This is a genomic window from Streptomyces sp. NPDC002640 (assembly GCF_053592575.1).
In genome coordinates, this window is the sequence record NZ_JBSFVZ010000024.1 from 69,818 (window position 1) to 91,740 (window position 21,923).

21 protein-coding genes are annotated in these 21,923 nt (G+C 72.6%); 8 read left to right on the forward strand and 13 right to left on the reverse strand.

Annotated elements, in window-relative coordinates; all coding sequences use genetic code 11:
* The first annotated feature begins 40 nt into the window (after positions 1 to 40).
* Entirely contained in the window at positions 41 to 496 is a 456-nt protein-coding gene (locus ACWD3O_RS27170; RefSeq protein WP_451417696.1) for a hypothetical protein, read from the forward strand.
* Between the two features lie 101 nt (positions 497 to 597).
* On the opposite strand, the gene ACWD3O_RS27175 is transcribed toward ACWD3O_RS27170, so the two are convergent.
* The 5 genes from ACWD3O_RS27175 to ACWD3O_RS27195 all read right to left on the reverse strand — a co-directional run bounded on the left by ACWD3O_RS27175 (position 598) and on the right by ACWD3O_RS27195 (position 5,586).
* Positions 598 to 1,827 carry an RNA polymerase sigma factor SigF gene (locus tag ACWD3O_RS27175; protein WP_451417697.1) on the reverse strand — a complete coding sequence of 410 codons (1,230 nt, stop codon included), beginning with the start codon at positions 1,825 to 1,827 and terminating at the stop codon, positions 598 to 600.
* Between the two features lie 17 nt (positions 1,828 to 1,844).
* Positions 1,845 to 2,258, reverse strand: coding sequence for an ATP-binding protein (locus ACWD3O_RS27180; RefSeq protein ID WP_151771326.1), 414 nt, complete (start codon positions 2,256 to 2,258; stop codon positions 1,845 to 1,847).
* Between the two features lie 360 nt (positions 2,259 to 2,618).
* On the reverse strand, positions 2,619 to 2,846 hold the full coding sequence (locus tag ACWD3O_RS27185) for a hypothetical protein (protein ID WP_451417698.1): 228 nt from the start codon (positions 2,844 to 2,846) through the stop codon (positions 2,619 to 2,621).
* A gap of 86 nt (positions 2,847 to 2,932) precedes the next feature.
* Complete coding sequence (locus tag ACWD3O_RS27190) at positions 2,933 to 4,072, reverse strand: polyprenyl synthetase family protein (protein WP_451417699.1); 1,140 nt, start codon at positions 4,070 to 4,072, stop codon at positions 2,933 to 2,935.
* Positions 4,073 to 4,179: 107 nt separating this feature from the next.
* Positions 4,180 to 5,586: a family 2B encapsulin nanocompartment shell protein gene (locus tag ACWD3O_RS27195; protein ID WP_451410354.1), complete on the reverse strand. Its 1,407-nt coding sequence runs from the start codon at positions 5,584 to 5,586 to the stop codon at positions 4,180 to 4,182.
* 279 nt (positions 5,587 to 5,865) lie between these two features.
* Here ACWD3O_RS27195 and ACWD3O_RS27200 point away from each other — a divergent pair, with 279 nt between their 5' ends.
* Both ACWD3O_RS27200 and ACWD3O_RS27205 read left to right on the forward strand, forming a co-directional pair.
* Positions 5,866 to 6,456 carry an N-acetylmuramoyl-L-alanine amidase gene (locus ACWD3O_RS27200; protein ID WP_451417700.1) on the forward strand — a complete coding sequence of 197 codons (591 nt, stop codon included), beginning with the start codon at positions 5,866 to 5,868 and terminating at the stop codon, positions 6,454 to 6,456.
* A 69-nt stretch (positions 6,457 to 6,525) separates the two neighbouring features.
* Positions 6,526 to 7,419 (forward strand): 1-aminocyclopropane-1-carboxylate deaminase/D-cysteine desulfhydrase, encoded by an 894-nt coding sequence (locus ACWD3O_RS27205; protein WP_451417701.1) that lies wholly within the window; start codon positions 6,526 to 6,528, stop codon positions 7,417 to 7,419.
* 54 nt (positions 7,420 to 7,473) lie between these two features.
* On the opposite strand, the gene ACWD3O_RS27210 is transcribed toward ACWD3O_RS27205, so the two are convergent.
* The gene (locus tag ACWD3O_RS27210) at positions 7,474 to 9,078 is read right to left on the reverse strand and encodes a Na+/H+ antiporter (RefSeq protein ID WP_451410351.1); all 1,605 of its coding nucleotides are present in this window, start codon (positions 9,076 to 9,078) and stop codon (positions 7,474 to 7,476) included.
* 71 nt (positions 9,079 to 9,149) lie between these two features.
* On the opposite strand from ACWD3O_RS27210, the gene ACWD3O_RS27215 reads away from it, so the two are divergent.
* The gene (locus ACWD3O_RS27215) at positions 9,150 to 9,410 is read left to right on the forward strand and encodes a UBP-type zinc finger domain-containing protein (RefSeq protein WP_451410350.1); all 261 of its coding nucleotides are present in this window, start codon (positions 9,150 to 9,152) and stop codon (positions 9,408 to 9,410) included.
* A gap of 142 nt (positions 9,411 to 9,552) precedes the next feature.
* Here the strand turns inward: ACWD3O_RS27215 and ACWD3O_RS27220 are convergent, their stop codons facing one another.
* From ACWD3O_RS27220 to ACWD3O_RS27235, 4 genes are all read right to left on the reverse strand, one after another.
* Entirely contained in the window at positions 9,553 to 11,040 is a 1,488-nt protein-coding gene (locus ACWD3O_RS27220) for a glycoside hydrolase family 3 protein (protein ID WP_451410349.1), read from the reverse strand.
* Positions 11,041 to 11,047: 7 nt separating this feature from the next.
* Positions 11,048 to 11,878 carry a carbohydrate ABC transporter permease gene (locus tag ACWD3O_RS27225; RefSeq protein WP_451410348.1) on the reverse strand — a complete coding sequence of 277 codons (831 nt, stop codon included), beginning with the start codon at positions 11,876 to 11,878 and terminating at the stop codon, positions 11,048 to 11,050.
* Positions 11,875 to 12,855, reverse strand: a complete 981-nt coding sequence (locus tag ACWD3O_RS27230) for a carbohydrate ABC transporter permease (protein ID WP_451410347.1) — start codon at positions 12,853 to 12,855, stop codon at positions 11,875 to 11,877. The genes ACWD3O_RS27225 and ACWD3O_RS27230 overlap by 4 nt, the downstream gene beginning before the upstream one ends.
* Positions 12,856 to 12,928: 73 nt before the next feature.
* Positions 12,929 to 14,200 (reverse strand): extracellular solute-binding protein, encoded by a 1,272-nt coding sequence (locus tag ACWD3O_RS27235; RefSeq protein ID WP_451410346.1) that lies wholly within the window; start codon positions 14,198 to 14,200, stop codon positions 12,929 to 12,931.
* 377 nt (positions 14,201 to 14,577) lie between these two features.
* Here ACWD3O_RS27235 and ACWD3O_RS27240 point away from each other — a divergent pair, with 377 nt between their 5' ends.
* The 4 genes from ACWD3O_RS27240 to ACWD3O_RS27255 all read left to right on the forward strand — a co-directional run bounded on the left by ACWD3O_RS27240 (position 14,578) and on the right by ACWD3O_RS27255 (position 18,418).
* The gene (locus tag ACWD3O_RS27240) at positions 14,578 to 15,342 is read left to right on the forward strand and encodes a GntR family transcriptional regulator (protein WP_451417702.1); all 765 of its coding nucleotides are present in this window, start codon (positions 14,578 to 14,580) and stop codon (positions 15,340 to 15,342) included.
* 123 nt (positions 15,343 to 15,465) lie between these two features.
* Positions 15,466 to 15,750 carry a DUF3311 domain-containing protein gene (locus tag ACWD3O_RS27245; protein ID WP_451410344.1) on the forward strand — a complete coding sequence of 95 codons (285 nt, stop codon included), beginning with the start codon at positions 15,466 to 15,468 and terminating at the stop codon, positions 15,748 to 15,750.
* Positions 15,747 to 17,372: a monocarboxylate uptake permease MctP gene (gene mctP / locus ACWD3O_RS27250; protein ID WP_451410343.1), complete on the forward strand. Its 1,626-nt coding sequence runs from the start codon at positions 15,747 to 15,749 to the stop codon at positions 17,370 to 17,372. Before ACWD3O_RS27245 ends, mctP begins: the two co-directional genes overlap by 4 nt.
* A 311-nt stretch (positions 17,373 to 17,683) precedes the next feature.
* Positions 17,684 to 18,418 (forward strand): D-Ala-D-Ala carboxypeptidase family metallohydrolase, encoded by a 735-nt coding sequence (locus ACWD3O_RS27255; protein ID WP_451410342.1) that lies wholly within the window; start codon positions 17,684 to 17,686, stop codon positions 18,416 to 18,418.
* Positions 18,419 to 18,529: 111 nt separating this feature from the next.
* On the opposite strand, the gene def is transcribed toward ACWD3O_RS27255, so the two are convergent.
* The 3 genes from def to ACWD3O_RS27270 all read right to left on the reverse strand — a co-directional run bounded on the left by def (position 18,530) and on the right by ACWD3O_RS27270 (position 21,669).
* Positions 18,530 to 19,180, reverse strand: coding sequence for a peptide deformylase (gene def / locus ACWD3O_RS27260; RefSeq protein ID WP_451410341.1), 651 nt, complete (start codon positions 19,178 to 19,180; stop codon positions 18,530 to 18,532).
* An 85-nt stretch (positions 19,181 to 19,265) separates the two neighbouring features.
* Complete coding sequence (locus tag ACWD3O_RS27265) at positions 19,266 to 20,246, reverse strand: tetratricopeptide repeat protein (protein ID WP_451410340.1); 981 nt, start codon at positions 20,244 to 20,246, stop codon at positions 19,266 to 19,268.
* 94 nt (positions 20,247 to 20,340) lie between these two features.
* Entirely contained in the window at positions 20,341 to 21,669 is a 1,329-nt protein-coding gene (locus tag ACWD3O_RS27270; protein WP_451417703.1) for an HD-GYP domain-containing protein, read from the reverse strand.
* Positions 21,670 to 21,923: the final 254 nt, after the last annotated feature.

Below are 21,923 nucleotides of genomic sequence, written 5' to 3' on the forward strand. Positions count from 1 at the left end.
GCGGAACGGGCCGTGCGGGCGGAGGACTACCCTGGCCGACGTGAGCGCTCAGCAGAAACCCACCGCCTCGTCCCCCGACGCACCGCGGGCCCCCGAGGAGCCCCGCGGCCCGCGGCCCGGGCGGCTCACCGCCGTCGCGGTGATCGCCGGGCTGGAGGGGGTGGCGCTGCTCGTGGGCGGCGTCATGGTGATCGTCACCGGTGTGGGCGAGGGCGAGCTCCGGTCCGCGGTGACCGGGGGCGCCACGCTGCTGGCGCTGGCGCTGCTGCCGCTGGTCGCGGCGCGCGGGCTGCTGGCCCGCCGGAGCTGGAGCCGCGGGCCCGCGGTGATCACCCAGCTGCTGGCGCTGCCGGTGGCCTACAGCCTGCTGCAGGCCTCCAGCGTGGCCATCTGGGCCGGCATCCTGCTGGGCGTCGCCGCCGTGGTCGGCCTGGTGCTGCTGGTCCACCCCGCGACGGCCGAGGCCCTCGGCGTCCGCGGTCCCGGCCGGGAGTAGGACGGGCGGCGCGCGCCGGGCCGGCACCCGGCGACGCCTGCGGCCGGTCACCGCGGCCACTCAGGCCACGGGACACCCCGGGCGCCGCCCGGTCCCGCCGGTCACTCCTCGACGAGCAGCTTCTCCCGCAGCTGGGCCAGGGTGCGGGCCAGGAGCCGGGAGACGTGCATCTGCGAGATGCCCACCTCCTGCGCGATCTGCGACTGCGTCATGTTCCCGAAGAACCGCAGCAGCAGGATGCGCTTCTCCCGCGGCGGCAGGTCCTCCAGCAGCGGCTTCAGCGACTCGCGGTACTCGACGCCCTCCAGCGCCTCGTCCTCGGCGCCCAGCGTGTCGGCGACGGCCGGTGACTCGTCGTCGGTGTCGGGCACGTCCAGGGAGAGCGTCGAGTAGGCGTTGGCCGACTCCAGACCCTCCAGGACCTCCTCCTCGGAGATCCCCAGCCGCTCGGCGAGTTCGTGCACGGTCGGCGAGCGGCCGTGCGTCTGGGAGAGCTCCGCGGTCGCCGTGGTCAGCGACAGCCGCAGCTCCTGCAGGCGCCGCGGCACCCGCACCGCCCAGCCCTTGTCGCGGAAGTGCCGCTTGATCTCGCCCACCACGGTGGGCGTGGCGTAGGTGGAGAACTCCACGCCGCGGTCCGGGTCGAACCGGTCCACGGACTTGATCAGGCCGATGGTGGCGACCTGCGTGAGGTCGTCCAGCGGTTCCCCGCGGTTGCGGAAGCGGCGCGCCAGGTGCTCGACCAGCGGGAGGTGCATGCGGACCAGGCGGTCCCGCAGCTGGCCGTACTCGGGCGTGCCGGACTCCAGCGACCGCAGCCGCACGAACAGGGCCCGCGCCTCGCTGCGGTCCTGCGCCGTCCGTTCCTCGCGGGTCGGCCGGTGGCCCTGCGCGTAGGACCGCTCGTAGGACCGCTCGGCGGACCGTTCACCGGACCGCTCACCGAGCCGTTCGCCGGTCTGCTCGAGGGGCGGCTCGGCAGGCTGCTCGTGGTGGTCCGGCTCCGCGTCGTGTCCGCCCGCCGTCTCCACGGCGGCGGCCACGGGCAGGCCCGCGTCGTCGGCCGTGTCGTGCCCGCGCTCCGCGAAGGGCCCGGCCTCCGCGCCCTGTCCGGCGTCCCGGTCGTGCTCGCTCATCGCCCTGTCCGTAGCCCTTCCCCGAGCCCCCCGATGACCGGCGTCCCCCGTCGTGCGGGGCCTGCCGGTACCGCCGCCCGGCTCCGTCGCCTCGTCCGGATGCGGGCGGGCCTGGCCGGGAATCCCGTCGCCGCCGTCCGCCCGTCCGGCCGCCCCCGCCGCGGCCCCGAGGGCGCCGCGTTCGTCGTCCCGCACCGGCCCCTCCCCGTTCCTCACGTCGGCCCGGGCCCCGCGCCGCGCTGTTTGTAGAGGCTGATCGACACGGTGCGGTCCTCGTCCACCGCGGACGACACCTTGCCCGCGAGGGCCGACAGGACCGTCCACGCGAAGGTGTCGCGGGACGGCGCGTTGCCGTCCGTGGTCGGGGCCGAGACCGTGACCTCGAGAGAGTCGTCGACCAGCCGGAAGACGCAGCTGAGGACCGAGCCCGGCACGGCCTGCTGGAGCAGGATCGCGCAGGCCTCGTCCACCGCGATGCGCAGGTCCTCGATCTCGTCGAGGGTGAAGTCCAAACGGGCGGCGAGACCGGCCGTGGCCGTCCGCAGCACCGACAGGTAGGCACCCGCGGCCGGCAGCCGGACTTCCACGAAGTCCTGGGTCGCGGGCTCGCCTGCGATCTGGGACACCCTCACCTCCAAGGTGGTACAAGCGTTTTCAGGTCCCCGGGGGTTGCCCCTCCGGGGTAACGCGATACATGGTTCAGCGGTGACGCTACCGCGCGCGGGACGTTCCTGTCCCCGTGACCCCTTCGCCGTGAACTCACTCCCAGTGAACACTTCTTCACTCAGCGTGTACAGGGGGTGCGTAGCCGCACGTCGTCACTCTGTGCCGGGTTGACGTACCCATCCGTCACACGCGTCAACCGCGTACCGGGGACGGGGTGTCGGGCCGGTGGAGACGCCTTGGAGGAACCGTACGCAGGCCGCGCCGCCGCCCCGCGCGGCGGGTGCCGGACGGGGTGGCGGGTTGCCGCGCGGGCGTCGTGATCAGCGGCGTCCGCGACGGTGGTGGTGGGCGGTCCGTTCCTGCGGCACCGCGGCGGCGGGGGCCGTCAGGTGCTCGCCGCCGGGGGTCAGTCCCTGGGCGGGGCAGCCGCTGGTCTCGCAGCGTCCGGGACGCCAGACGGGCACGAAGGCGCCCATCATCTTGTGGCGCCGGACCACGAGGGGCACCGGCCGCCCGCAGGAGGGACAGACATGTCGGTCACTGTCCATACGGCCAGGGTAGATCCCGCACCGGGCCGCCGCACCCGACGCCGTTCTTCGCCGCCGGGTGCGGGGGGCGCGGGCGCGCGCTCCGGTCAGCAGGAGCGGCGGGTGACGAACTCGGCCAGCGTGAGCAGGCCTCCGGCCGCCTCGGCGTCGGGGACGGCGCGGGACAGCTCGTGCATCGCCCGCGCCATCCGGTCGGCGGCCTGGGCGTGGGCCCAGGCCCGCCCGCCGGCCTCCTCCACGGCCCGCAGCATGCCCTCCAGGTCCTCCCCCGGCCGGTGCTCGGCCGCGTACAGCTCCGCGAGCCGGGCGCCCGCGGGGGTGCCGGAGGCCAGGGCGGCGGCCACGGGGAGGGACTTCTTGCGGGCGGCGAGGTCCGCTCCGGCCGGTTTGCCGGTGCGTTCCGGGTCGCCCCACAGGCCGATGAGGTCGTCGATCAGCTGGAAGGCGAGGCCGGCCTGGCGGCCGAAGGCGTCCAGCGCCCGCACCCGCTCCTCGTCCGCCCCGGCGTACAGGCCGCCGATGGCGCAGGAGGCGCCGAGCAGGACGCCCGTCTTGGCCTCCGCCATGGCCAGCACCTCCTCGACGGTGACCTCCCCCGGGGCGCGCCGCTCGAGTGCGGTGTCGGCCTGCTGGCCCGCGCAGAGGTCGATCACGCAGGCGGCCAGCCGGGCGGCGGCGGCCGGGGCGGCGGGGTGCGGGTCCTCGGCCAGCAGCCCGGTGGCCAGGGCCTGCAGGGCGTCCCCGGTGAGGATCGCGGCGCTCTCCCCGAACACCGTCCACGCCGTGGCGCGGTGGCGGCGGGTGGTGTCGCGGTCCATCACGTCGTCGTGGAGCAGGGTGAAGTTGTGGGTGAGCTCCACCGCGACCGCGGCGGGGAGCAGGGCCCCCGCCGCCTCGCCGGCCACGCCCGCACCGCCGTCGCCGCGGATCGCCGCGGCCGCGGTGAGGACCAGGGCGGGCCGGATCGCCTTGCCGGTCGGGGCGGCCGCCGGGGCGCCGTGGGCGTCCTCGCGGCCGAAGTGGTAGCGGGCGATCCGGCGGATCTGGCCGGGCAGCCGGTCGACCGCCCGGAACAGCGCCGGTTCCACGACCGCCTTGACCTCCCCGAGGAGGGCGACGGCCTCCGGTTCCTCCGGTCGGTCCCGGCCTCTGCCCTCCGGGCCCGTCGTTCCTCCGCCCCTCCCGTCCCGCGCGCTGCCGGTGTCCTGCGCCGCCTGTGTGGTCATCACGTGACTCATGGCCCCCCTCGGGGAACTCCCTTCACTCCGCTTGCGGATCTCCCCCGCACTGTCCCCACCCTGCCGGGCGGGGACACCGTCCGGCGCGGGTCAGCTCACCTCCACCGCCCGATCTCCACGTTCTCCAGCACGCCGAGCGCATCCGGAACGAGCACCGCCGCCGAGTAGTACGTGGTCACCAGGTAGTTGATGACCGCCTGCTCGTTGATACCCATGAAGCGCACCGACAGCCCGGGCTCGATCTCGTCCGGGATCCCGATCTGGTGCAGGCCGACGACGCCCTGGTCCTCCTCGCCGGTACGCATGGCGATGATGGAGGTGGTGCGCGCCTCGGTCACCGGGATCTTGTTGCACGGGTAGATGGGCACGCCCCGCCAGGTCGGCACCCGCTGGCCGCCGACGTCGACCGACTCGGGGACCAGGCCGCGCTTGTTGAGCTCGCGGCCGAAGGCGGCGATGGCGCGGGGGTGGGCGAGGAACAGCTTGGTGCCGCGGCGCCGGCTGAGCAGCTCGTCCATGTCGTCCGGGCCGGGGACGCCGTCGTGCGGCTGGATGCGCTGGTCGTACTCGCAGTTGTGGAGGAGGCCGAACTCCCGGTTGTTGACCAGCTCGTGTTCCTGGCGCTCCTTGAGCGCCTCCACGGTCAGCCGGAGCTGGTGCTCGGTCTGGTTCATCGGCTGGTTGTAGAGGTCGGCGACCCGGCTGTGGATGCTGAGGACCGTCTGGGCGACGCTGAGCTCGTACTCGCGGGGCCGCGCCTCGTAGTCGACGAAGGTGCGCGGGAGGTCGACCTCGCCGGTGTGGCCGGCGGCCAGGTCGATGGCCCGCTCGCCGTAGCGGTTGGTCCGCTGGGCCGGGACGGTGCGCTGCCGCCGCAGGTGCTCGCGCAGCGGCTCGGAGCTCTCCGCGAGCTGCTCGAGGTCGCGGCGGGGCAGCGTGAGGACCGTGCAGCCGGTGACGGCGCGGAGGGTGAACTCCCAGATGGCCTCGGGGTCGAGGATGGACTGGTCACCGAAGTAGGAGCCGTCGGCGAGCACGCCGAGGACGGCGTCGTCGTCGTACGGGCCGGAGCCGACCTTCTCGACCTTTCCGTGGGCCAGGAGGTGGACCTCGTCGACCTGGCTGCCGAAGGAGGCGATGATCTGGCCGGGCGCGAACTCCCGCTGCCGGCACCGCCGGGCCAGTTCGCCCAGCACCTCCAGGTCCTCGAAGTCGCGCAGTGCGGGCAGTTCACCGAGCTCCGCCGGGATCACCTCGACCCGGTCACCCGTCTTCACGAAGGTGATCCGGCCGTCCCCCACGGCGTAGGTGAGCCTGCGGTTCACCCGGTAGGTGCCGCCCTGCACGTTCACCCAGGGCAGGGTGCGCAGCAGCCAGCGGGAGCTGATCTCCTGCATCTGCGGAGCGGTCTTGGTGGTGGTGGCCAGGTTCCGCGCGGCCGCCGTGCCGAGGCTCTGCTGCGGCCGGTCCTGCTCGGTGCGGACCTCTTCGCCTACCGACATGTAGAAATGCCCTCCCTGTCGTGCCCCGCGCCGCCGTGCGGCGCGTTCCGGGCCCTGTTGACGCCGTCCACTCTCGGCGACGGAGAGTCGCCGCGCCATTACCCGAAAGAGCGGGACTGATCGCGCGTTCGACGGGGCAGGGTTGGATCTTCGGGTCCGGATGCGCCCCGAACACGCCCGCACACTCCCGGAACACCCGTGCCGGTGGATTCCGCACGGCCCGCCGACGGTAGGAACCCTGCGTGAACCCGTGGTCACCGTGAGCGAAGGAGGGCGGTCGTGGCGAAACCCATGACGGCGAGGACGTTCCTGAAGATCCTGGAGGACGAGGGCCTGGACGTCGAGGAGGTCGGCGACTGGAAGGAGCACAACCGGAACGGGGCCGGGGCCTGGGGCCCGGTCCACGGGGTGATGATCCACCACACGGCCACCGAGGGGTCGCGGCGGACGGTGGAGATCTGCCGGGAGGGCCGCCCCGACCTCCCCGGGCCGCTGTGCCACGGGGTGATCACCAAGGACGGCCGGGTCCACCTGGTCGGCTTCGGACGCGCCAACCACGCGGGGCTCGGCGACGACGAGGTGCTGCGGGCGGTGATCGCCGAGCGGTCCCTGCCCACGGAGAACGAGGCCCGCGCCGACGGCAACCGGTACTTCTACGGCTTCGAGTGCGAGAACCGGGGCGACGGCGAGGACCCGTGGCCCGACGAGCAGTTCGAGGCCATCGCGCGGGCCGCCGCGGCGATCTGCCGGCACCACGGGTGGTCGGCGCGGTCGGTGATCGGGCACCTGGAGTGGCAGCCCGGCAAGACGGACCCGAAGGGCTTCACCATGAGGAAGCTGCGGGAGCGGGTCGCCGAACGCCTCAAGTGACGGCGCCCGCGGGCGGTCGCCGAACGCCGCACGTGACGGCGCCCGTGGGCCGCGGGCGACAATGGGCGGGTGAGTGAGGTCCAGGTGCCGGGGCGGGTGCCGTCGCCGCTGGTGGAGGTCGCGGACGAGCGGTTCTCCCGGCACGGCGTGCGGCTGCTGCTGAAGCGGGACGACCTGATCCATCCGGCCCTGGTCGGCAACAAGTGGCGCAAGCTGGTGCCCAGCCTGAGGGCCGCCGGGGGGCGGCCGCTGGTGACCTTCGGCGGCGCCTGGTCCAACCATCTGCGGGCCACGGCGGCGGCCGGGCGGCTGCTGGGGCTGGAGACGGTGGGGATCGTCCGGGGCGACGAACTGGCGGGCCGCGAGCTGAACCCGTCGCTGGCGCGGTGCGCGGCGGACGGGATGCGGCTGTGCTTCGTCGACCGGTCCGCGTACCGGCGCAAGGCCGAGCCGGAGGGGCTGGCCCGGCTGCTGCGCGGGGCGGGGGCGCCGCCGGACGCCTTCGTGGTGCCGGAGGGCGGGAGCAACGGCCTCGCGGTCCGCGGCTGCGCGGGCCTGGGCGAGGAGCTGCGGGGTCTGGTGGACGTCGCCGCGGTGGCCTGCGGTACCGGCGGCACGCTGGCCGGAACGGCCGCCGGTCTCGGCCCGGGGCAGCGCGCGCTCGGCGTGGCGGTGCTGAGGGGCGGCTTCCTCGCCGAGGAGGTCCGCCGGCTGCAGCGGGAGGCCTTCGGCGGGCGGCGGGGCCGCTGGGAGGTGGAGGAACGTTTCCACCACGGCGGCTTCGCCCGGGTGCCGGCCGCACTCGAGTCGTTCGCCCGCGACTTCGAGGACCGTCACGGCCTGGGCGTGGAGCGGGTGTACGTCGCCAAGCTGCTGCACGCCCTGACCGTGCTGGCCGGTGAGGGCGCGTTCCCGCCGGGGACCAGGCTCGCGGCGGTCGTCACCGGGCGCCCGTTCCCCTAGGCCCACGACCGGCCGGGCGCGGCCGGGCGGAGGACCGGCAGCGCCCGGCCGGGGTCAGCCGCCCTCTCCCTCGCGGAACGCGGCGGCCTCCTCCAGGTCCAGCCGGAGCAGGAGCTTGCGCAGCATCTCGTCGTCGATGTACCGGCCGTCGCGCAGCCGCACGAAGACGTCCCGCTCGGAGGCGATGACCTCCCGGGCGAGCCGCCGGTAGGTGTCGTCGACGGTCTCCCCGGTGAGCGGGTTGGGCGTGCCCAGCCGCTCCCAGACCGCGTTCCGGCGGCGTTCCAGGACCCGCCGGAGCCGTTCCGCGAGCGGTTCCGGGAGGGCGTTGCGCTCGTCGGCCATCAGCTCCTCCAGCCGCTCCTCGGCGGCGCGGGAGGCCTGCGCCTGGGCGTTGGCCTCCATCAGGGTCTCCGCCTGCACGTCCCGTCCGGGCAGCCGGAACGCCCGGATCATCGGGGGCAGCGTCAGCCCCTGCACCACCAGCGTGCCGATCACGGTGGTGAAGGTCAGGAAGAGGATCAGGTTCCGGCCGGGGAAGTCCTCGCCGTCGTGCAGGGTGGCCGGGATGGAGAAGGCGATGGCCAGTGAGACCACGCCGCGCATGCCCGCCCAGGAGACGACGAAGGCGCCCTTCCAGGTCGGGTTCGCCTCCCGTTCCCGGATCCGGCGGGACATCGCCCGCGGCAGGAAGGTCGCCGGGAAGACCCAGACGAACCGCACGACCACCACCGTCACGAAGAGCGCCAGCGCGTACCAGGCGACCTGTCCGGCGCCGTAGTCGTCGCCCAGTTCCCCGACGACGAAGGGCAGTTGGAGCCCGATCAGGGCGAAGACCGCCGACTCCAGCACGAAGGCGACCATCCGCCACACGGCGCCCTCCTGGAGGCGGGTGGCGAAGTCGACCTGCCAGGCGCGGTGGCCCAGGTAGAGGGCGACCACCACGACGGCCAGCACACCGGAGGCGTGCACCTGCTCGGCCAGCGCGTAGGCGAAGAAGGGGATCACCAGGGAGAGCGTGTTCTGCAGCATGGGGTCGCTCAGGCGGGTGCGCAGCCAGTGCAGCGGCACCATCAGCGCGAGACCGACGGCGACGCCGCCCACCGAGGCGACCAGGAACTCCAGGCCGCCGCCGAACCAGCCGACGCTCTCGCCCAGCGCGGCGGCCAGCGCGACCTTGTAGGCGGTGATCGCGGTGGCGTCGTTCACCAGGGACTCGCCCTGCAGGATGGTGGTGACCCGCGCGGGCAGGCCGAGCCGGCGGGCGATGGCGGTGGCGGCCACGGCGTCCGGCGGGGCGATCACCGCGGCCAGCACCAGCGCGCCGGCGGCGGACAGGCCGGGCACGAAGGTGTGCAGGATCAGCCCGACCAGCAGCGTCGCGAAGAGCACGTACCCGACGGAGAGCAGGGCCACCGGCCGTACCTGGGCCCGCAGGTCCAGGTAGGAGCTGTCCACGGCCGCCGTGTAGAGCAGCGGGGGCAGCACCAGCGGCAGGACGATCTCCGGGTCCAGCTCGTACTGCGGCACCCCTGGCAGGTAGGAGACCAGCAGACCGGCCGCCACCAGCACCAGGGGCGCCGGCACCGGGGTCCGGCGGGCCGCGCCGGCCACGGCCGCGCTGCCCGCGATCAGCAGCAGCAGGGGCATCACGTGCATCAGGTCCCACCCTCACTCTGTCCTGCGGCGCACCGGGCGTGGTCGGCCGCACCAGACGTAATCTGGGCCCCATGAAACACTGCGCGCACGTCGACTCGCTGCCGCGACCGGAACCGGCCCCGTTGTCGGGGACCTGTGAGGAGTGCCGGGAGGCCGGGACGCAGCCGGTGCAGTTGCGGATGTGTCTGGAGTGCGGGCACGTGGGGTGCTGCGACTCCTCGCCGCTGCGGCACGCGACGGCCCACTTCGAGGAGACCGGGCATCCGGTGATGCGCACCTTCGAGCCGGGCGAGGCCTGGCGCTGGTGCTTCGTCGACCACGTCCTCGCCTGAACCACACACCCGCACCGCACAGGGGACGGTCCTCGCCCGAACCGCCCGACCGCCTTCACCGCCCGGGGCGCACAGCGCGACGGGCCCCCGCCCCCCGTCGGCGCGGGGGGCGGGGGCCCGTCGGGGCGGCTCGTCGGCTCGCTCAGGGGGCGAGGAGGGCCTCGGCGGCGGCCAGTCCGCAGACCCGGGCCGCGCCGTGGGTGGCAATGTGCACGGCCCCGCGGGGGGCCGCCTGCGGCAGTCCCATCTCGACGACCACCGTGTCCGGCCGGGCCGCGAGGAGGACGTCCAGCGCGCGCGCCATCCACGGATGCCGGTGCTCGTCGCGCACCACGGCGACGATCCGCCGCTCCCCCGCCGCGGCCAGCGCGGCCTCGCCCGCGTCGTCGCCGCCGAAGGTGCCGGCGGTCGTCCCCGGCAGCAGCCGCAGCAGTTCCGCCGCGACGCCCCACGGCGTCTCGTCGCCCACCGCGATGTTGGCGACCGGGGTGAACGAGGCGACGTAGGGCTGCCCGGCGAGCGGGGCGGAGCCGTGGTCCGCCACCGTCAGCCGCAGTGCCCGCCGGGCGGCGTCGAGCCCCACCTCCGGCGCCGGGGAGGGGGTGCCGGAGGCGGGCGACGGGGACGTCCAGGCCGCCAGTTCCCGCACCCTGCGTGCGGCGTCGGCCAGCCGTTCCTCGGCGAGTTCGCCGGAACGGACGGCGCCGACCAGCGCGTCCCGCAGCCGTTGCACGGTCTCGTCGTCGGCGAGTCCGCCGCCGACGCAGATGGCGTCGGCGCCCGCGGCGACGGCGAGCACGCTGCCGCGCTCGATGCCGTACGTGTCGGCGATGGCGCGCATCTCCATCCCGTCGGTGACGATCAGCCCGTCGTAGCCGAGCTCCTGGCGCAGCAGTCCCCCGAGGATCCGCTGCGAGAGGGTGGCCGGGAACTCCGGGTCGAGCGCCGGGACGAGGATGTGCGCGCTCATCACCGCACGCGACCCGGCCTCGATGGCCGCGCGGAACGGTGCGAGTTCGCGTTCGGCCAGCACCTGGCGTTCGGCGTCGATGCGCGGCAGCGCGTGGTGCGAGTCGACCGCGGTGTCCCCGTGGCCGGGGAAGTGCTTGGTGCAGGCGGCGACGCCGGCGGACTGCAGCCCTTCCACGTAGGCGGCGGTGTGCCGGGCGACCAGGCCGGGCTCCGCGCCGAAGGAGCGCACCCCGATCACCGGGTTGCCCGGGTTGGAGTTGATGTCCGCGGACGGTGCCCAGTTGAGGTTGACCCCGCACTCCGCGAGCCGCCTGCCCAGCTCGGCGGCGACCCGCCGGGTGAGGTCGACGTCGTCCACCGCGCCCAGCGCGTGGTTGCCGGGGAAGGAGGAGCCGGTGCGGACCTCCAGGCGGGTGACGTCGCCGCCCTCCTCGTCGATGGCGACGATGACGTCCTCGCGTTCGGCGCGCAGCTGGGCCGTCAGCGCGGCGAGCTGTTCGGCGGAGGCGATGTTGCGGCCGAACAGGCCGACCGAGGCGAGGCCTTCGCCGAGCCGCCGGAGCAGCCAGTCGGGGGCGGTGGTCCCGGTGAAGCCGGGCTGCAGGACGGTCAGCGCGTCCCGGGTGAGGGTGTCCATGCGTGGTGCCAGTGTGGTCATCGGCGGGTCACCCCTTCACCGCGCCGGAGGTGAGCCCGGCGACGGCCCTGCGCTGCAGGAAGACGAACAGGATCAGGATGGGCAGGGCGAACAGCGAGGAGGCGGCCATGGTGGCGCCCCAGTCGTCGCCGAAGACGGTCTGGAAGCTGGTGAGCCAGAGCGGCAGGGTCTGCATGGCGGCGTCCTTGTTCAGGATCAGCACCATCGGCAGTTCGTTCCAGGCGGTGATGAAGCCGAACAGCGAGGTGGCCATCAGGCCGGGCGCCAGCAGCGGGAAGATCACCTTGAGGAAGGCCTGCGGCCGGCTGCAGCCGTCCACCATGGCCGACTCCTCCAGTTCCTGCGGCACCGCGGAGACGTATCCGCGCAGCGTCAGGATGGTGAAGGGCAGCACCATGACCATGTAGAAGAGGGTCAGCGGGACCAGGCTGTTGAGCATGTCGGTGTCGCGCACGATCAGGTAGATCGCGATGACCATGACCTCCCAGGGGGCCATCTGCGCGACCATGAAGGCGAGCACGAACCCGCGGCGCCCCTTGAAGCGCATCCGGGCCAGGGCGAAGGACGCCGCCAGGCCGATCACCAGGGCGAACAGCACGGCCAGCACGGTCACGGTGACCGAGTTGCGCACCAGGGTCCAGAAGTTCTCGGCCTCCAGGGCGGTGCGGAAGTTGTCCAGCGTGCCCTGGAGCGGCACGAACACCGGGGTGTCGGTGATGATGTCGCCCCGCTGCTTGAACGCCGTGGCGAACATCCAGTACACGGGGAAGACGAAGACGACGAAGAGCACCACGGCGATGGCGCCCGGCCATGTACGGGCGAACAGCGAGCGGTTCACAGCTCGTCCTCCCCTTGCTTGAGCACGGTACGCAGGTAGTAGCCGGTGATCACCAGCAGGACCAGGATGGTCAGGAAGGAGATCGCCGCGCCGGTGCCGAAGTGCTGGTTGCCGTAGCCCTCGACGAAGGCGTAGAGCGGGAGGATCTCGGTGAGCCGGTCCGGGCCGCCGCGGTTGATCGCGAAGACCTGGGTGAGCGCCTTGAAGACCCAGATGACCTCCAGGAAGGTCGTCGCCCAGAGGAACGGCTTCAGGTACGGCAGGGTCACCGAGGTGAAGCTCCGCCAGGCGCCGGCGCCGTCCAGGGCGGCCGCCTCGTACAGCTCCTTCGGGATGGTCGTGGTGGCCGCGTAGAGGTTGATCGCGACGAACGGGATCGACATCCAGACGATCAGCAGGACGATCACGAAGAAGGTGGAGAACTGCGTCTCGTACCAGTTGTGGTCGGCCATCGACTCCCAGCCGAGCGAGGCCAGGACCCAGTTCACGACGCCGAACCGCTGGGCGAACAGCCACTGGAACACGGTGGCGCCGGCGACCACGGGCATCGCCCAGGCGAGCACCAGGCCGAACAGCAGCAGCACCCGCAGCCGGGGGCCGAGCCGGGCCAGCAGCAGACCGACCAGGGTGCCGAGGACCATGATCAGCACCACGTTGACGGCGGTGAAGATCACCGACCGCATCGTGACGTTCCAGAACTCCTCGCTGGTGAGGACCTCCTGGTAGTTGCTGAAGCCGGTCCACTCGGTGAGGTGCTGGATCAGCTGCTTGGGTTCCAGCGTCTGGAACGAGATGAGCAGGTTCTTGCCCAGGGGCCAGCCGAGCAGCACCGCGGTGACGAGCAGGGCGGGAAGAAGCAGCAGGTAGGGGGCGAGGGCGGCCCCACGCCCCTTGGAGGGGCGGCCGGGCGGGATCCTGGCGGGCGCGGCGGCCCCGGCAGCCGGGTCCGCTTTGACGCGCTCGGTCTGCACAGTCACGGCAACTCCGTATGTCTTGCCTGGAAAAGGACGGGCCGGGGGCGGCGCGTGGCCGCCCCCGGTTTCACTGCGATCAGCTGGTCTGCGACAGACGCTTGTTGATCTCGTCCTCGACCTGGGCGGCCGCCTCGGCCGGGCTCTTCCCGTTGAGCACCGCCGTCATGTACTGCTTGATCGGGTTGGGCTCGTTCTCCACCGGCGCCCACTCGGGGATCAGCGGGGTGGTGCCGCCGAAGGCCGCGGCGGGAGCGGCGGCGAGGCCGGCCGGGTGCTCGGACAGGTTGGAGTTCAGCGACTCCTTGTTCGGGAGGACACCGCCCTCCTTGGCGAGCTGGCCCTCGAACTTGTCGGAGAGCGCGATCTTCAGGAACTCCTTGGCGAGCTCCTGCTTCTCGCTGCCGGCCGCGACGGCCAGGTTGGAGCCGCCGAGGAAGACGCCCTCGGGCTTCTCCGCGGTGTCGCCCGGGATCGTGAAGTAGCCGATCTTGGACTCGATGTCCTTGTTGGCCTCGATCGCGATGCCGGCTTCCCAGCCCATGGCGATGATGGCGCCGACGTTGCCCTTGCCGAAGACCTCACCCTGCTGCGGGGTGGCCTCGTCCTTGTCCTTGGGGGCCTTGGAGTACGACTGGTACTTCTTGTAGAGCTCCATGGCCTCGGCGACCTTGGGGTCGGCCAGGTTGGAGACCCACTTGTCGCCCTCCTTCTTCACCAGGTCGGCACCCTTGCCGATGGTCAGGCCGTCGAAGAAGTACCAGTTCTGGCCGGGGAGGTAGAGCGGCTCGGCGTCGGTCTTCTTCTCGACGGCGTCCAGGGCGGCGAAGAACTCCTCGCGGGTCTTCGGGACCTCCTTGACGCCGGCCTTGTCGAAGATCTCCTTGTTGTAGATCACGACGCGGTTGGCGAAGTACCACGGGGCCGCGTACTGCTTGCCCTCGTAGATCGAGGACTTGTTCAGCGCCTCGGTCCACTCGCCGCCGATCTCGGCCTTGAGGTCACTGAGGTCGGCGAGGCCGCCGGTGGCCGCGTAGGCCGGAGTCTGGGTGTTGCCGACCTCGATGACGTCCGGCGGGTTGGACTCCGACAGCGCGGTGGTGATCTTCTGCTGGATCCCGTTCCACTGCTGCGTCTCGAACTTGATCTTCGCGCCGGTCTTCTTCTCGAACTCGGCGGTCACGTCCTTCGTCCACTGCTCGGGCGTGGAGCCGTCCATCGCCCAGACGGTGAGGGTCTGGCCCTTGTAGCCGTCCTTGCCCGGCTTGGCCGACTTCTCCTCACTGCCGCACGCCGCGATGGAGACCATCATGCCCGCGATACCGATCGCGGCTACCAGCTTGCGCTTCACGCCACCCTCCTCAGGGATGCCACGTACCCCCCTGCCCGCCTCGGTGACATACGACGTGTACTGCCCGTGGGGCCGGGACCTGGACCAATGGTGTAGACCAGTACCCGGAGCTTGGCCCAGACCAATAGGGCTGTCAAGGAGTGCGAACCACCCCGCGGACCTCCGTGACGCTTCCGAGATATGCAGGGTTCCTGCGGGATTCGACGCCCCGGGCCGATCCGCGCGAGGATGCCGGCCGAGGTAGACCAATCGCCGCGGGCGCTCCCTGGACTAGACCAAAGTGAACGCCCGGCGGTATACAGGATCTTCGCGGGGATCACGGAGCGTAGGCGCTCTCCACCTCACCCCCCACGGAAGGCCCCGACGAGAGGCGGAAGATGAGCACCGACGTCAGCAGCGCGGAGAACGAGGGCGGAACCGTCGTCCGCACCGCGCGCGTGCCGAAGTACTACCGCCTGAAGAAGCACCTGCTGGAGATGACCGAGACGCTGCCGCCGGGCACGCCGGTCCCCCCGGAGCGCACCCTCGCCGCGGAGTTCGACACCTCTCGCACCACGGTCCGCCAGGCGCTGCAGGAGCTGGTCGTCGAGGGCCGGCTGGAGCGCATCCAGGGCAAGGGCACCTTCGTCGCCAAGCCCAAGGTCGCCCAGTCCCTGCAGCTCACCTCGTACACCGAGGACATGCGGGCGCAGGGCCTGGAGCCCACCTCGAAGCTCCTGGACATCGGTTACATCACCGCCGACGACACCCTGGCCGGGCTGCTGGGCATGACGCCCGGCGGCCGGGTGCTGCGCATCGAGCGGCTGCGGATGGCCGACTCCGAGCCCATGGCGATCGAGACCACCCACCTGTCCGCCAAGCGCTTCCCCGCGCTGCGCCGCAGCCTCGCCCGGTACACCTCGCTCTACACGGCGCTGGCCGAGGTGTACGACGTCCGGCTCTCCGAGGCCGAGGAGACGATCGAGACCTCGCTGGCGACCCCGCGCGAGGCCGGCCTGCTCGGCACCGACGTCGGTCTGCCGATGCTGATGCTCTCCCGGCACTCCCTGGACATGGACGGCGATCCGGTCGAATGGGTGCGCTCGGTCTACCGCGGCGACCGGTACAAGTTCGTGGCCCGGCTGCGGCGTCCGGAGGCCTGAGCCGCCGCGGGGCCCGGTCAGCCGCCCACGATTACCTTTTCGCAACCCTGCCGAGGGTTCCCGCCTGTGTGCATCGTCACTTACATTGCCGACGCCAATCCGCCGGAGGCAATGGAGCCGTTGATGTCAGAAACATCAGGAACCGGCAGGGGGGTGATCACCCCCACCCGGGTGGTCATCGCCGTCTGCCTGATCGCGCCCTTCGTGGCGATGCTGTGGGTGGGGTCCTATGCCAGGATCGAACCGGTCTTCATGGGCGTCCCCTTCTTCTACTGGTACCAGATGCTGTGGGTGCTGATCTCCACCGCGCTCACCATGGTCGCCTACGTGCTGTGGCGCCGTGACCAGCGGGACCGGGCCGCCTCGCGCGACCGCTCCGCCACCCGGGACGGGGGTGCGTCGTCATGAACGAGGGCGTGAACGTCGTCGCACTGGTCGTCTTCTGCCTCTTCTTCGTCGCCGTCACGGTGATGGGCTTCCTGGCGGCGAGGTGGCGCAGGGCCGCGAACGAGAACTCGCTGGACGAATGGGGCCTGGGCGGACGGTCGTTCGGCACCTGGGTCACCTGGTTCCTGCTCGGCGGCGACCTGTACACCGCGTACACGTTCGTCGCCGTCCCCGCGGCCATCTACGCGGGCGGCGCGGCCGGCTTCTTCGCGGTGCCGTACACCATCCTGGTGTACCCGCTGATCTTCACCTTCCTGCCCCGCCTGTGGTCGGTCTCGCACCGCCACGGCTACGTCACCACCTCGGACTTCGTCCGCGGCCGGTACGGCTCGAAGGGCCTCTCCCTGGCGGTGGCGGTCACCGGCATCCTCGCCACCATGCCGTACATCGCGCTCCAACTGGTCGGCATCCAGGCCGTGCTGGACGTGATGGGCGTCGGCGGCGGGGAGGACACCCACTGGTTCGTCAAGGATTTGCCGCTGCTGATCGCCTTCGGCGTGCTGGCGGCCTACACCTACAGCTCCGGCCTGCGCGCGCCGGCGCTGATCGCGTTCGTCAAGGACACGCTGATCTACCTCGTGATCGCCGTGGCGATCATCTACATCCCGATCAAGCTGGGCGGCTTCGACGCGATCTTCGAGGCGGCGAGCGGCAAGTTCGAGGCGATCAACCCGGCCACCGAGAAGCCGACCGGCGCGCTCGTGCCGGCCGAGCCCGGCCAGTGGACCTACGCCACCCTGGCGCTCGGCTCCGCGCTCGCGCTGTTCATGTACCCGCACTCGATCACCGCGACGCTCTCCTCCAAGAGCCGTGAGGTCATCCGCCGCAACACCACCATCCTGCCGCTCTACTCGCTGATGCTGGGCCTGCTGGCGCTGCTCGGCTTCATGGCCATCGCGGCCGGCATCAAGGTGGCCAACGGGCAGCTCGCCATCCCGCAGCTCTTCGAGGACATGTTCCCGGGCTGGTTCGCGGGCGTCGCCTTCGCCGCCATCGGCATCGGCGCGCTGGTCCCGGCGGCCATCATGTCCATCGCCGCGGCCAACCTGTTCACCCGGAACATCTACAAGGACTTCCTGAAGCCGGACGCCACACCGGAGCAGGAGACCAAGGTCTCGAAGATCGTCTCCCTGCTGGTCAAGGTCGGCGCGCTGGTCTTCGTCCTCGGCATGGACAAGACGGTCGCGATCAACTTCCAGCTCCTGGGCGGCATCTGGATCCTGCAGACCTTCCCGGCGCTGGTGGCCGGCCTGTTCACCCGCTGGTTCCACCGCTGGGCCCTGATCGCCGGCTGGGCGGTCGGCATGGTCTACGGCACCTACCAGGCGTACCTGGTCTCCTCCCCGACCCAGAAGCACTTCGGCGGCTCCTCCGCCGAGATGCCGGTGATCGGCGAGATCGGGTACATCGGGCTCACCGCCTTCGTCCTCAACGTGCTGGTGACGGTGGTCCTCACCTTCGTCCTCCGCGCCGCCAAGGCCCCGGAGGGCGTCGACGAGACCAGCCCGTCCGACTACACCGCCGACGCCGGCGACCCCGGCGTCGACCCGGAGCTGCCGCCGGTCACCGCCGCCACGCACTGACCCGCCGCTCCCCGGCGCACCCCGGCCCCGTCCACCCCGCGGTGGGCGGGGCCGGGCGCGTCCACCTCGGCTTCGTCAGGGCGCCGCACCGCGGCTGGAAGCCGCTTCCGGTTGCCGTCGAATTCGCCTGCCCGGCCTACGCGTTGACGTTCTGACCCGGAGCGCCGGGAGCGTCCGGTTCCTTCACACGAACTTCGACCACCGTCTCGGTAGGCGGTGTTGACGCGCGTAGCCCATGGGCCCCACCCTGGCTGCGGCGCCACGGCGACCCCGCGGCACCACTCCCACCGATCGACGGTCAGGAGGCCGGAATGATCAGACGCATGTCCCGCGCACTTATCAGTTTTGTCATGATCCTGGCGGGTGCAGTGGTCGGCGTGGGTGCCACCGCCGGCACCGCCCACGCCGACGAGTGCTACACCTGGAGCCGCACGCTCTCCGAGGGCAGCAGCGGCGCCGACGTCACCCAGCTCCAGATCCGGGTGGCGGGCTGGGTCACCTCCGGCGAGCGCCTCTCCTACGACGGCGCGTACGGCGCCCGCACCAAGGCGGCCGTCGCCAAGTTCCAGGCGGCCTACGGCCTCGCGGCGGACGGCGTCGCCGGCCCGGCGACCTTCGCCAAGATCTACGCGCTGCAGGACGCCGACTGTACGCCGATCCACTTCACCTACGCCGAGCTGAACAAGTGCAACTCGGACTGGTCGGGCGGCGCGGTCTCGGCGGCCACCGCCAAGTCCAACGCCCTGAAGACGATGTGGAAGCTGGAGGCGATGCGGCGCGCGCTGGGCGACGTGCCGATCAACATCTCCAGCGGCTTCCGCTCGTACTCCTGCAACAGCGCGGTGGGCGGCGCCTCGGGCAGCCGTCACCTCTACGGCGACGCCGCCGACCTGGTCGGCTCGCCGAGCTTCTGCCGCCTGGCGCAGCAGGCGCGCACGCACGGTTTCTCGGAGATCCTCGGCCCGGGCTACCCCGGCCACAACGACCACACGCACGTGGCGCACGACCCGTCGCCGTTCTGGGACGCCCCGAGCTGCGGCATCTGATCCGCGCGAACGACCGCACCACACCGCACCACACCACACCGCACGCACCGCACGACGAAGGCCGGGCTCCTGGGGGCCCGGCCTTCCGTGCGCGTCACGCGGTGGGACGCGTCAGTCGTTCGGCACCACGGGGTAGCGCGGCTCGCTCTCCTCCATCTGCTTCAGCGCGTTCTTCCGCTCGCGCTTGGAGAGACGGTCGATGTACAGGTAGCCGTACAGGTGGTCCGTCTCGTGCTGGAGGCAGCGGGCGAAGTAGCCGGTGCCCCGCACCTTGATCGGGTTGCCGTACTCGTCCTGGCCGGTGACCTCGGCGTGGTCCGGGCGGGCCAGCGGCGCGTAGGCGGTCGGCACGGACAGGCAGCCCTCGTTGCTGTCGTCGAGGATCCGGCGGTCGGCCGGCAGCTCCACCAGCTTCGGGTTGCACACCACGCCGACGTGGCGCGCGCCCTCGTCGTCCGGGCAGTCGTAGACGAAGACCTTCAGGTCGACGCCGATCTGGTTGGCGGCCAGGCCCACGCCCTCGGCGGTGCGCTGGCTGGCGAACATGTCGTCGACCAGCGCGCGCAGCTCGTCGTCGAACTCGGTGACGTCCCGGCACTCCTTGTGCAGGACCGGGTTGCCGACGACGGTGATGGGACGCGAGGTGCCGCGCTCGCGGTACGCGCTCTCGCGCTCCTCGCAGTCCCGGGTGTCGATGACGTAACCCTCGTCGTCCACGGGGAGCACGCCCGCGTGCTGCTGATCGGTCTCCTGCTGCGCCATGCCCGACGTACGCCTTCCTCGGTGTTCCACGTCCCTGACAGAGGCATAGCCTACGGGGCACCGGGCGTCCGCGGCCCCGGGGCCGTCAGCAGACCTCCTCCAGATCCCGCCAGTCCCGGGTGTCGGGGCTGTCGGCGACCCAGCCGTCCAGCAGGCCGCGCACCAGCGTGGCCGGGGCGGCGACCCCGCACTCGCGTTCCGGCACCCACAGCTGCCCGTCGGTGCGGTGTCCGAGCGGGCCGGGCTGGCCGGGTTCGCTGTGGTCGTGCGGGTCCAGGTGCTCGCCGTCGCCCTCGACGGCCGCCATCCGCGACTCGGAGCACATCCGGCACAGCAGCCGCACCGACGACGACCAGTCCTCGGCGGCGTATCCGGCGTCGGCGGCCAGTGCCTCCAGCGCGTCCCGGTCGTCCTCCGAGGCGGCCTCGAGCAGCACCACCCAGGTCGGCACCGGCGAGGGCGCCCACAGCTCGATCTCGTCGAACACCGGGAAGCTGTGCCCGGTGGCGGTGGTGCGCTCGCCGTGCGGCACGCCGTCGTGGAGGACGACCTCGCCCCACCGCCGGCCGGAGGACGGCAGCGGGATGGACAGGACCTCGATCCGCGCCGGGTCCAGCCGGCGCCCCCACACCACCTCGGCCTCCCCCTCGGGGGAGAGCCGCACGGCCGCGCTGCCCAGGTCCATCCCGGTGGGCGGCCCGGAGACGGCGGCGCCGCCCGGCACCCGCAGCCCGTACTCCTGCCAGGCCCGGCGGGCCAGCGGCCAGTCCTGCAGCGCCGTCGCGGCGATGCCGACGTTCCACCAGTCGGGGGCCCCGGTGTCCCGGTCGAGCAGGGCGACGGCGCGCAGTCCGGCGGCGCGGGCCTGTTCCCAGTCGTGCCGGAACTTGTGCAGCAGGGCCAGGTTGAACCAGGACTCCGACAGCCAGGGCTCCAGGTCGGCGGCGCGCGTGAGCAGCGCGCCCGCGTCCTCGTACCTGCCGTCGCCGATCAGCGTGAACGCGCGGTCCGTGGCCTGCCGCCAGGAGGCGGAGGGCCGGTGCCGTCCCTTGCCGAAGATCCTCACGATTCCCGCCTGCCAGTTCTGTGGAGCGGACCGGTCCCTGCCCCCGTGGGCCCGCTCTCCCGCATCCAACCACGGACGGTCGGACGGTCGCTCATTACCCATGGGTTACCCAGCCGGGCACGGCCTCAGACCGGGGAATCGCGCGCTCCGGGACGCCTCCCGCCCCGGGCGCCGGAAGGTCCGCGGGAATCCGGAGCAGCACCCTGGCCAGGGACTCCACCACGTCGGGGGCGTAGGTCCCGGCCGTGCCGAGGCGGAGCTCCTCGAGGGCGCGCAGCCGCGCGCCGGGTCCCGGGGCCCGCTGGGCCATCTCCTCGTAGGCGTTGGCGGCCCGCACGATGCGGGCGGCGCGCGGCTGCCGGGTCCAGGGCTCGGCCTGCGACTCCACGACGGCGGCCACCCGCGGGTCGACGCCCGTCTGGCGGACGACGGCACCGCCGAGGAGTGCCATGCGCCGCTGTTCGGCGGCGGAGAGCCGGGCGGTGGCGCCGTCGGGGATCGGGTCGACGAGGCCGAGCTGCCCGATGTCGTGCATCAGCGCCGCGTACTCCAGCACGGTGAGGTCGGAGCCGGTCAGCCCCATGTCGCGGCCGACCGCGAGGCTGAGCGCGGCCACCCGGTGGGCGTGGCCCTGCGGGGTGTACCCGGCGACCTCGGTGGCGCGGGCGAGGGAGGCGATGGTCTGCCGGTAGGTGGTCCGGACGGCGGCGTAGCGGCGGAAGGCGAGCTGCGCGAGGAGCAGCGGCACGCAGAACACGGGCAGCGCGTACAGCCCGACGGCGTCCACGGCCAGCGCGATCACGGTCCCGGAGGAGCCGGTGACGAAGCTCATCCGGGTGGTCCCCCACAGTTCCTCGCGCAGCAGCGAACCGAACGTCCGCCCGGTGCGGGAGTGGCCGAGGACGGCGCCGAGCAGCGAGTCGGCGAGCACGGCCAGCAGCAGCACCACGATCACCAGCAGCACCTGGCCCGGGCCGGGCCCGGGGGCTCCGGGGGCAGGGGCGGTGAGCGGCTGGCAGCACACGGCGATGAACCCGGCGGAGAGCACCCGGCGGGCCAGGTGGTCCGCGGTGGTGCGGCCGCCGGGCCGGGGGTGGGCGATGCGCGGGATCCGTCCGGCCAGCACGGCCACGGCGACGACGGCGACCACCTGGGTGACGGTGGCGGCGGCGAGCAGCGCGTACGCCAGGGTGGCGGCGGCCCCGACGGGAGCGGGGTCGCGTTCCTCGGGCAGGCAGTCGGGCAGCCGCAGGAGTTCACCGAGGGCGATGAACAGGACGAAGACGTGGACGGCCTCGCGGTCGGCGACGCCGTGCCAGAGGGCGTCGCCGAGGCAGAGCAGGGCGAGTACCAGGGCGGCGGCGTGCACCGCGAGGCGCGGCAGGACACCGGGCCGCCGCAGTCCCGCGAGGAGGGAGCTCACGGGGCGCCCCCTTCCCGGCGGGCCGGTGCGGCGGCCCGTCGGGGCCCTGCCGAGGATCCGGCGGGGACGGTGGGCCCGGCGCCCGCCCGGGCGGGCCGGGCGGATTCCTCGACCCTGCTCTCGGCGCTGCCCCCGGCGCTGCTCGCGGCTCCGTCCCCGGCCTTGCTCTCGGCTGCGTGCCCAGCATTGTTTTCGGCTCCGTGCCGGGCGCTGACCCCGAGGCTGTCCCCGGCCCCGGCCCCGTCCTCGGCCTT

Bases quoted from the DNA above. Each gene is read 5' to 3' on its own strand.
- ACWD3O_RS27185 (WP_451417698.1), bottom strand. From the start codon at position 2,846: ATGGACAGTGACCGACATGTCTGTCCCTCCTGCGGGCGGCCGGTGCCC.
- ACWD3O_RS27190 (WP_451417699.1), bottom strand. From the start codon at position 4,072: ATGACCACACAGGCGGCGCAGGACACCGGCAGCGCGCGGGACGGGAGG.
- ACWD3O_RS27195 (WP_451410354.1), bottom strand. From the start codon at position 5,586: ATGTCGGTAGGCGAAGAGGTCCGCACCGAGCAGGACCGGCCGCAGCAG.
- ACWD3O_RS27210 (WP_451410351.1), bottom strand. From the start codon at position 9,078: ATGCACGTGATGCCCCTGCTGCTGCTGATCGCGGGCAGCGCGGCCGTG.
- ACWD3O_RS27215 (WP_451410350.1), top strand. From the start codon at position 9,150: ATGAAACACTGCGCGCACGTCGACTCGCTGCCGCGACCGGAACCGGCC.
- ACWD3O_RS27220 (WP_451410349.1), bottom strand. From the start codon at position 11,040: ATGACCACACTGGCACCACGCATGGACACCCTCACCCGGGACGCGCTG.
- ACWD3O_RS27240 (WP_451417702.1), top strand. From the start codon at position 14,578: ATGAGCACCGACGTCAGCAGCGCGGAGAACGAGGGCGGAACCGTCGTC.
- ACWD3O_RS27245 (WP_451410344.1), top strand. From the start codon at position 15,466: ATGTCAGAAACATCAGGAACCGGCAGGGGGGTGATCACCCCCACCCGG.
- mctP (WP_451410343.1), top strand. From the start codon at position 15,747: ATGAACGAGGGCGTGAACGTCGTCGCACTGGTCGTCTTCTGCCTCTTC.
- ACWD3O_RS27255 (WP_451410342.1), top strand. From the start codon at position 17,684: ATGATCAGACGCATGTCCCGCGCACTTATCAGTTTTGTCATGATCCTG.
- def (WP_451410341.1), bottom strand. From the start codon at position 19,180: ATGGCGCAGCAGGAGACCGATCAGCAGCACGCGGGCGTGCTCCCCGTG.